The organism is uncultured Sphingomonas sp. (assembly GCF_964237335.1).
GTDB lineage: Bacteria > Pseudomonadota > Alphaproteobacteria > Sphingomonadales > Sphingomonadaceae > Sphingomonas.
Genome location: NZ_CAXSHM010000070.1, coordinates 1 through 7155, shown reverse-complemented (window position 1 = coordinate 7155; position 7155 = coordinate 1). Strand labels below are relative to the sequence as shown.

Here is a 7155-nt window from a genome sequence, read left to right as displayed (position 1 = left end):
AGCTTCGCAGTCGCCTGATCAAGCCGTCATGCGCCAACCCCGTGAGCAGTTACCCCCAAAGAAGCATGTTGTCGTACACTGTAGCAAAGCGACACGGTTTGTCGCCTACTCACGAGGCGCGCTGGGCATTCAATCGGGTTTGTCGGCCAGGGTGGCAGGAAACATGTGTTTGGCGTCATTGGCCAGGTAGTCGCTTGCTCCTAGTTGCGGTCATTCGCGAATACTCTAAGCATTGTCGTTCAGGGGGACCGTTTGGCTAGAGCGCTGCCTATTGTGATCGCTGCTGCTTCAATGCTCACCAGCGGTTGTTCATCGGATTCGCAGCGCGAGCTTGCGTTGGAGGTAAACGGGTTGACGAAGGTTGGGGAGCCCGAAGCTATAGCTACTGCTAAGCTGAAGGCGAACGGTTTCCGTTGTAGAAGTAACTACCTATCGTTGGATGTTCCCGGTGACATTCTGTGCAGTCGTTACAGAAATTACTACGTCCTCGCAACTTGTATCCAGCGGGTGATTGTTTCGACCGACCGGCAAAGAATGTTAGTTTCTCGCCTAGACGTGCAACCCCCTGCTTGTGCCGGATTGTAGGAGCCTGCTCTTCACTCAGGTTTCATCGTTCAGCGATAGAATAAGTGTAAACCCGTTCTCGTCACTAGCGTACGACAAACAGGTGTTTCTGGATAGGTCGACCGATTGAGCGGTGCCGACCGACAGGTCGTTGTGGGACTACCCTTTCAAGAGCCCCGATCGTTTTGGGTCGGGAGATATTACCCGCCTTGGTCCCGAAGACCGCCTGTCCGCAGTCCATCGCATTTAGCCATCCTCCTGCGCTGACAGAGGAGAGGAAGCCTTCGGCCTTTTGGGCGCGCCCTGGCGCTCGGGAGGTTCGGCCATGTTCTACGACACGCACTACCGCCAAGACGAGGCGCTTTCGCCCGAGGCGCTCGACACCCTGCCCGCGGCGCTCCACGCGCTCAACGCAAGCGTCGAAGACTGCCGGCGTGCCGGCAAGCCGATCGACCGCGACCCGTCGATCCTGCTGCTGATCCGCAATCTGGCCGACGTCGCCGGACGCGACGCGCCCACCACCGACGATCTGCGGCTCCGCTGCGCGGACGACCGCCTGACCGTCATTGCCGCCCCGGCCCTGCTCGACATCGCCGGCAACGGCGTCGCCGGCGATGTCGCGGCGAAGCGCATCTTCCATCGTCAGGCGCGTCGCGCCCTCGCCGCGCTCGCCGAGGCGATCGGCCTCGCGCCGCACGACGTCCGGATCGACACGGCGATGGGCGGCATCTCGGACGATGGCACCACCGAGTTCCATTACACGGACCTGTCGATCCGCGTCCGCCCGCGCAGCTTCCTTGCCCACAGCGAGATCACCTTCAACCGCTGCCGCGACGGCGAACCCGCTGGACCCGTCCAGCGCGCGCCGATTGCCGAGCTGCTGGACGCCGCGGCGTTCCAGCGCCGGCTCACCGCCACGATCGGTGACGTGAGGCGTCCGCGCCTCGCCGCTGCCGCCTGATCCTCAATCCCCGGGAGAACCGTCATGGGTCGGCTCTTCATGCGCGACATGCGCGGGCACGTTACGCCGCGCGCCTATCTCGACAACCAGTTCACCTACACGCGCGACAATCACCGTCTCACCGTGCTGGCCTCGTCCATGGTCGGGTCGACCTATTACGCCGCGTGCGAGCGCGTCGAGGCAAACGGGGACGCCCAGGTCTTCGCCGTCGTGTGCCTGACGAAGCACAACCCCCGCTCCACCGACGGCCACGTGTTCGGGTACAAGGATCTGACTGAGCATATGGGGCCGCGCGAGAGCGAGTGCCCCGCGTCGATCCTGGACGCGCTGACCGACACCGACAGCGAATACGCCATGGCATGGCGCGCGCGGTGCCGCGCCAACCTCGTCCGGCGCAAGCTGGAGCGGGCGAAGCCGACTCCGAAGCCCGGGCAGACGATCATCTTCGATGAGCCGATGCGGTTCGGCGACGGAAGCTATCGCGCGCGCTTCGAGGTGGTCGCCAATCCCAAGGGCAAGACGCCACTCTTCCGCGATCCGGAGAGCCGCACGATCTGCCGCATCCCGGCATTTCGCAAGCGGAGCTACCGCATCGTCCACCCGGCGATCGTTCCGAAGGACGCGGCCAATGGCTGATCGCCCGCCCGTCGTCGCGGCCTGGGGTGCCGGCGTCGACTCCACCGCCATGATCGTCGAACTCGCCGACCGCGGCGAGGCCGTAGACATGGTCCTGTTCGCCGATCCCGGCGCCGAGAAGTCGCGGACCTATGCCTATGTCCCGCTGTTCCGGCGCTGGATGGCGGAGCGCGGCATTCCGTCCGAGATCGTCCGCTACCAGCCCCGCAACTTCAAGCACTGGCCGCCCTATGCGGGCATCGCCGAGAACATGCTCACCAACGCGACGCTGCCGTCGGTGGTGTTCGGCGGGGGGTCGTGCTCGCAGAAATGGAAGGCGGCCCCGCAGGATGCGTGGACCGCCAGGTGGGAGCCGGCGCGCCGCTGCTGGGACGCGGGCGGCCGCGTCGTCAAGCTGATCGGCTACGACGCCTCGGGACGCGACACGCAGCGTTACCACCACGCGATCGGGTGCGAGGATCCTCGCTACACCTATCGCTACCCCTTGCGTGACTGGGGCTGGTCGCGCGCCGACTGCGAGGCGCGCATCGCGCGCGCCGGCTTGCCCGTGCCGCCCAAGTCGAGCTGCTTCTTCTGCGGCAGCATCAAGCCCGACGAGGTGATGGAGCTTGCGACCGAGGAGTTGCGCGTGATCGTGTTAATGGAGGCACGGGCCAAGCCGCGGCTCCGCAACGTCGACGGTCTCTGGCGCAAGCCGGTGCTGGGTCGTCGTGGCGCGACGCCGCGCCCGGGCAGCATCACCGAGTTCATCCGCGAGCGCGGCCTACTTCCCCCGGCCGAGATCGACCACATCATCGAGACCGCGCCCTTGGCGCTGCTCGAGTTCCAGGCGGCACAGGCCGCGCTTCCGCCCGAGCAACGCGCCCCGATGGGGCGCTGGCTCGACGACTTCCATCGCGCGGCCGACGCGCTCGAAAGGGACGCCGCCCATGCCTAACCCCATCATCAAGCAATTCGTCGTGCAAGGCGTCACCGGTTTCCCGCTGGAGATGTTGCACACCGATCAGTGCTGGCCCGCTCGCGCGGTCGATGCCGCGGCGATCGCCGAATCTCAGACGGCCCCGCGGCCTGCCAAGATCATCATGGCGACCGCGGCCAAATACGCACCCAATCGCCAGCGCTGGGGTTCATTCGGTTGGCGCGTCATCGACTGACGATCGCCACCCCTGAGGGAAGGCGGCCTTCGGCTTGGGTAAGCTTGAACAGCTCGCTTTCCCCGAGGAGCCCATCATGCGCAGCATTGCCGTCTATCTCGTCCAGCTTGCCTATGGCGATCCCGAAGAGGGCGGTTGGTATCACCAGGCCGGCGAGCTTTGCGCCGACCCGGAGCTGACCGCCTTCGGCACCACCTTCACCGACGGCCACGAGGCACGCGCGAAAGCGATGGCGGACGAGGTTCAGGCACCTCTCGATCGCGACTGTAACACCGGCGATCACGCCCGCCAGATCAGCAGCGTCCTTTCCGCCGGTCGCTTCGAGGCCCGAGTCCACGATGGCTGGCCCCCTCCCGCCTTCCCGGCCGAGCGTCCCCGCTACGAATTACCCTAACCGCTCGGGTCTCCCATTTGCCGAACATCAGGCGTCCGGTCCGATGACAACCTTCACCGACCCCTTCCGAATACCTTCGATCTATCGCGCCGAGGTCGCGGTCGAGGCGAGGATGCGGTCAGCGCTTGTCGCACCGCCACCCCGAGCGCCAACGGGTCAGACGGCTGGAGGGCCCTCGACTGAAAGCAGCGCACCTGTGTCAGCGCGCTCGCAGCAGGAGCGGACGTCTACCCTTGGCGCGCTGTCCCCGATGGAGAGGACTCCTCCGTCCTGCCCGTCCCTCGCCTGTTCCGGGATGTGGCAATGCTCGCGGGCGATGCCGCGACCCGGAGCGAGGATCTGGTCGATGAGCTCCGCATCATGATCGATGCCATCGGCGCCGATTTGAGGGTGCGGATCACACCTGCGGCGATGGTGCGCTTAGGCGCCACGGGGGGAACCTTTCTCGACGATATCGACGGGTTCGGGTTTGGCTCCAATCCGAACGCGGCAACAAGCGTGGTCGCGGTTCCGCCCCACGCCACCTGACGTGCCGACAGCTTTCCGCCAGAGGGATGCGGCACATGGGCGGCCGCGAGGCCCCCGCAACCGCAAAAGTCCGGGCCGAGTTGCCGCTGCGCGGCTGCCCGCTCCACCCCGGTTTTTGCAGTTTCCCTTCGCTGACGCTGCGGTGCGGGCACCTCTATTCGGCCGCCCAGGAGGTGCGCATCCGGCGGATAGGCCGCCGGCCTCGATCAGATGAAGGGCTTCACCCATGACCACTTCGCTTGCCGCAGCACTTGCTGCACTGGAGCTTGGACACCTCGAACCCCGCGCCGAAGACGTTTCGGGCATGTGCCCTCCCTCCTCCGAGGCACTTGAGCAGACCACCACCGCTATCTGGAGCGACCTCTTCGCAACCCTCCAGAATACGTCGCTCGAGCGCGACATCGAGGAGATGGGCTGGGGCCTGGTCAACCTCTTCCACCGCGCCGCGGCCAAGAAGCACGCGACCATCGACCGCCTCACCGACGAGATCAGGCTGCTGCTGGCCGAGCAGGACGGGTCGGAGATCAACACCTCCAATCTCGAGGAGAAGATCGACCTCGCCAAGAAGATCGAGGAGGCCGCCACCTGCTACGAGCTGATGCGCGACACCGCAGCCGGGCACTACATCCGCGAGACGGGCCGCTCCTGGATTCCGTCGACCGGCAACCGCATCTCGCTGGGGGTCACGTCCGCGATCGTCGACGGCCGAGCGTTCCTCCAGGCTCGCCGCGAGCGGGTCCGCGACGCCAACACGGCACAGGGCACCCCCGTCGTGTTCGCCGGAGGAAGGCTGACCTTCCGGACCGACGAGGACATGAAGGCGTTCGGCGACAATCTGCTGCGCACCCTGGGCGCGGTCCGGGAGCGCGTGGGCGACATGTATCTCGTCCATGGCGGCGACATGAATGGGATCGAGCGCATCGCTGCCTCCTGGGCCGAGCAGCACGGCATCCAGCAAGTCCGCTTCGGTCTCGATCGCAAGCTCGGGGATCGCGCCGGCTTCCGTCGCAACGAGCAGATGCTCTCGCTCAAGCCCCGCTACGTCATCGCCTTCCAGGGCAACGGCGTGACCGAGCGCCTCGTGATCGACGCGAAGAAGGCCGGCATCCGCGTCGTGGATCGCCGGGGGCCGCTCGGCACGCCGCCCGCAGCCCAGGACCCTCAGCGCGACGGAAAGGTCGCCTGAGCTTCGGCGAGGCCGCTGGCACTCCAGCGGCCTCCGCGCTGCGTTGCGCCGGGCTGCGGCCGACGGCGACGAGTTCCATGTCATCGCCACGGGCCATACCCTCGCTCCCACGCCGTCCTCTCCGATCGCGAACTTTTCACCCGCGAAGACCTCACTCCCGAGGATGTGGAACGGTCGGCCGACCCGTTTCTCCCCCAAGTTCGGCGTAGGCCGCGGAGAGTAGGGGCTGCTCGGCGATGCGCGAGCGGTCGATCCACGGCCGCGTCCTCGGAGGATTTATGCCCGCATCCCCCCAGGAGACCAGCTAAAAGGTGGCGGGAAACGTACGCTAAAAGTCCGCAACCGTCCCGATTGGGATGGTCGATCGGGAAACTTGGCGGCGTGTGCATCTATGGTACGACACCCCCGACGGGCAGGCAGGGGGCACAGCGTGGGCGTTAGATTGGCTATCGGGGCAGCATGGGTCATGGTCGTCGTGAGCGCGCTGGCAAGCACTCCGCATCCCGTTGAGGTTCGCACGTCAGATGTGACCGCCTTTTACCGGCTTTATGACGCTGCCAACGGCAAACCCTCCGGAAACACGCTCCGACAGGACTACATAGACAAGGGAACGGACGGTGTTCGCCAGTTCGTTCCTTACCGCATCATGTCGGGTGAGGCGCTTGCGAAAGAGGTTAGCAGCGAGGATGCTGTATATAGGCAAGCCCGCTCCTGCATGAATGTTCTGCCTGCTGTTAAGGCAAAACTGCAAGGTGCTTTTCGACGCCTAGCTGTGCTTGACCCTCAAGCCACGTTTCCACCCGTCACCATTCTCATCGGCCGCAATAACAGCGGCGGAACCACGGGCAAGTCAAGGTGTCTTAATCGGGCTTGAAGTTGTTTGTCGGTCGTCTTGGTTGCAACCTAATCTGACTGATAGGTTGTACCACTTGGTCGCGCATGAATATGGACATGTAGAGCAATCCCCCGCTCTGGATGAAGACAGCGAAAACACTACTGTGCTTAAACAGTCCCTCATTGAGGGTGTAGCGGAGTTGGTAGGGCAGTTGATCTCTGGGCAGGTGAGCAATGTTCATCTACAGACATGGACGGCTGGGCACACAAATGAGATAGATCAACGTTTCCTTGCCGATGCTGACAAGAAAGACATTTCGGCTTGGCTATACAACGGCGTTGGCACACCGAATAAGCCCGGCGATTTGGGGTATTGGGTGGGCTATCGGATCGCCAAGGCTTGTTACGACAAAGCTGACGACAAGCGCGCCGCCCTCCGAACGCTGCTCGATCTAAAGAACCCTACCGCCATCCTCGCCGAAAGTGGATGGCGACCGGGCTCATAGGGCCGCTGGACGTAGCTTCCCGTCTTCCCTCAAACGAACGGCGATCGAGAAGGCCGGCGCGTTCTCGATTGGGATCGTTGATCGGGAAAGTCAGCTCGCCCGCAAGAGCATGGTTCACCGATCGATGCCAATCCTGCATAGCTCTGGCGCCTTCGGTTGCATGGGGATGCTCAAATGACGAAGCCATACCTCTTAACCGCCGTGGCTTGTTGCTTTTCGGTCCAAGCCTCCGCTCACGCTAACAGCCCCTTTGACGGCGCGTGGGTGGCGGACCTCGATACGCAGAGCGGCTTAGCCAGCGACGTGTACCTCGTGAAAGATGGTAATTATGGCTGCGCTAAGAGGTGGTTCGGGGAATCTGCACAGCGGGGATAAGTGGATTGCCGATCTGA

At 64.2% G+C, this 7155-nt stretch carries 9 protein-coding genes; all 9 read left to right on the top strand.

Annotated elements, in window-relative coordinates; translation table 11 throughout:
* Nucleotides 1–889: 889 nt before the first annotated feature.
* Nucleotides 890–1525, top strand: coding sequence for a hypothetical protein (locus tag ACFE65_RS17150; RefSeq protein WP_375383574.1), 636 nt, complete (start codon nucleotides 890–892; stop codon nucleotides 1523–1525).
* Between the two features lie 24 nt (nucleotides 1526–1549).
* Nucleotides 1550–2161: a DUF6927 domain-containing protein gene (locus ACFE65_RS17145; RefSeq protein WP_375383573.1), complete on the top strand. Its 612-nt coding sequence runs from the start codon at nucleotides 1550–1552 to the stop codon at nucleotides 2159–2161.
* The gene (locus tag ACFE65_RS17140) at nucleotides 2154–3098 is read left to right on the top strand and encodes a hypothetical protein (protein ID WP_375383572.1); all 945 of its coding nucleotides are present in this window, start codon (nucleotides 2154–2156) and stop codon (nucleotides 3096–3098) included. Before ACFE65_RS17145 ends, ACFE65_RS17140 begins: the two co-directional genes overlap by 8 nt.
* The gene (locus ACFE65_RS17135; RefSeq protein ID WP_375383571.1) at nucleotides 3091–3315 is read left to right on the top strand and encodes a hypothetical protein; all 225 of its coding nucleotides are present in this window, start codon (nucleotides 3091–3093) and stop codon (nucleotides 3313–3315) included. The genes ACFE65_RS17140 and ACFE65_RS17135 overlap by 8 nt, the downstream gene beginning before the upstream one ends.
* A 76-nt stretch (nucleotides 3316–3391) precedes the next feature.
* The gene (locus tag ACFE65_RS17130; RefSeq protein ID WP_375383570.1) at nucleotides 3392–3709 is read left to right on the top strand and encodes a hypothetical protein; all 318 of its coding nucleotides are present in this window, start codon (nucleotides 3392–3394) and stop codon (nucleotides 3707–3709) included.
* A gap of 303 nt (nucleotides 3710–4012) precedes the next feature.
* On the top strand, nucleotides 4013–4237 hold the full coding sequence (locus tag ACFE65_RS17125) for a hypothetical protein (RefSeq protein ID WP_375383569.1): 225 nt from the start codon (nucleotides 4013–4015) through the stop codon (nucleotides 4235–4237).
* Between the two features lie 226 nt (nucleotides 4238–4463).
* The gene (locus tag ACFE65_RS17120) at nucleotides 4464–5423 is read left to right on the top strand and encodes a DUF2493 domain-containing protein (protein WP_375383568.1); all 960 of its coding nucleotides are present in this window, start codon (nucleotides 4464–4466) and stop codon (nucleotides 5421–5423) included.
* Between the two features lie 466 nt (nucleotides 5424–5889).
* Nucleotides 5890–6297: a hypothetical protein gene (locus tag ACFE65_RS17115; RefSeq protein ID WP_375383575.1), complete on the top strand. Its 408-nt coding sequence runs from the start codon at nucleotides 5890–5892 to the stop codon at nucleotides 6295–6297.
* Nucleotides 6200–6763 carry a DUF2268 domain-containing putative Zn-dependent protease gene (locus tag ACFE65_RS17110; RefSeq protein WP_375383567.1) on the top strand — a complete coding sequence of 188 codons (564 nt, stop codon included), beginning with the start codon at nucleotides 6200–6202 and terminating at the stop codon, nucleotides 6761–6763. Before ACFE65_RS17115 ends, ACFE65_RS17110 begins: the two co-directional genes overlap by 98 nt.
* Nucleotides 6764–7155 lie beyond the last annotated feature (392 nt).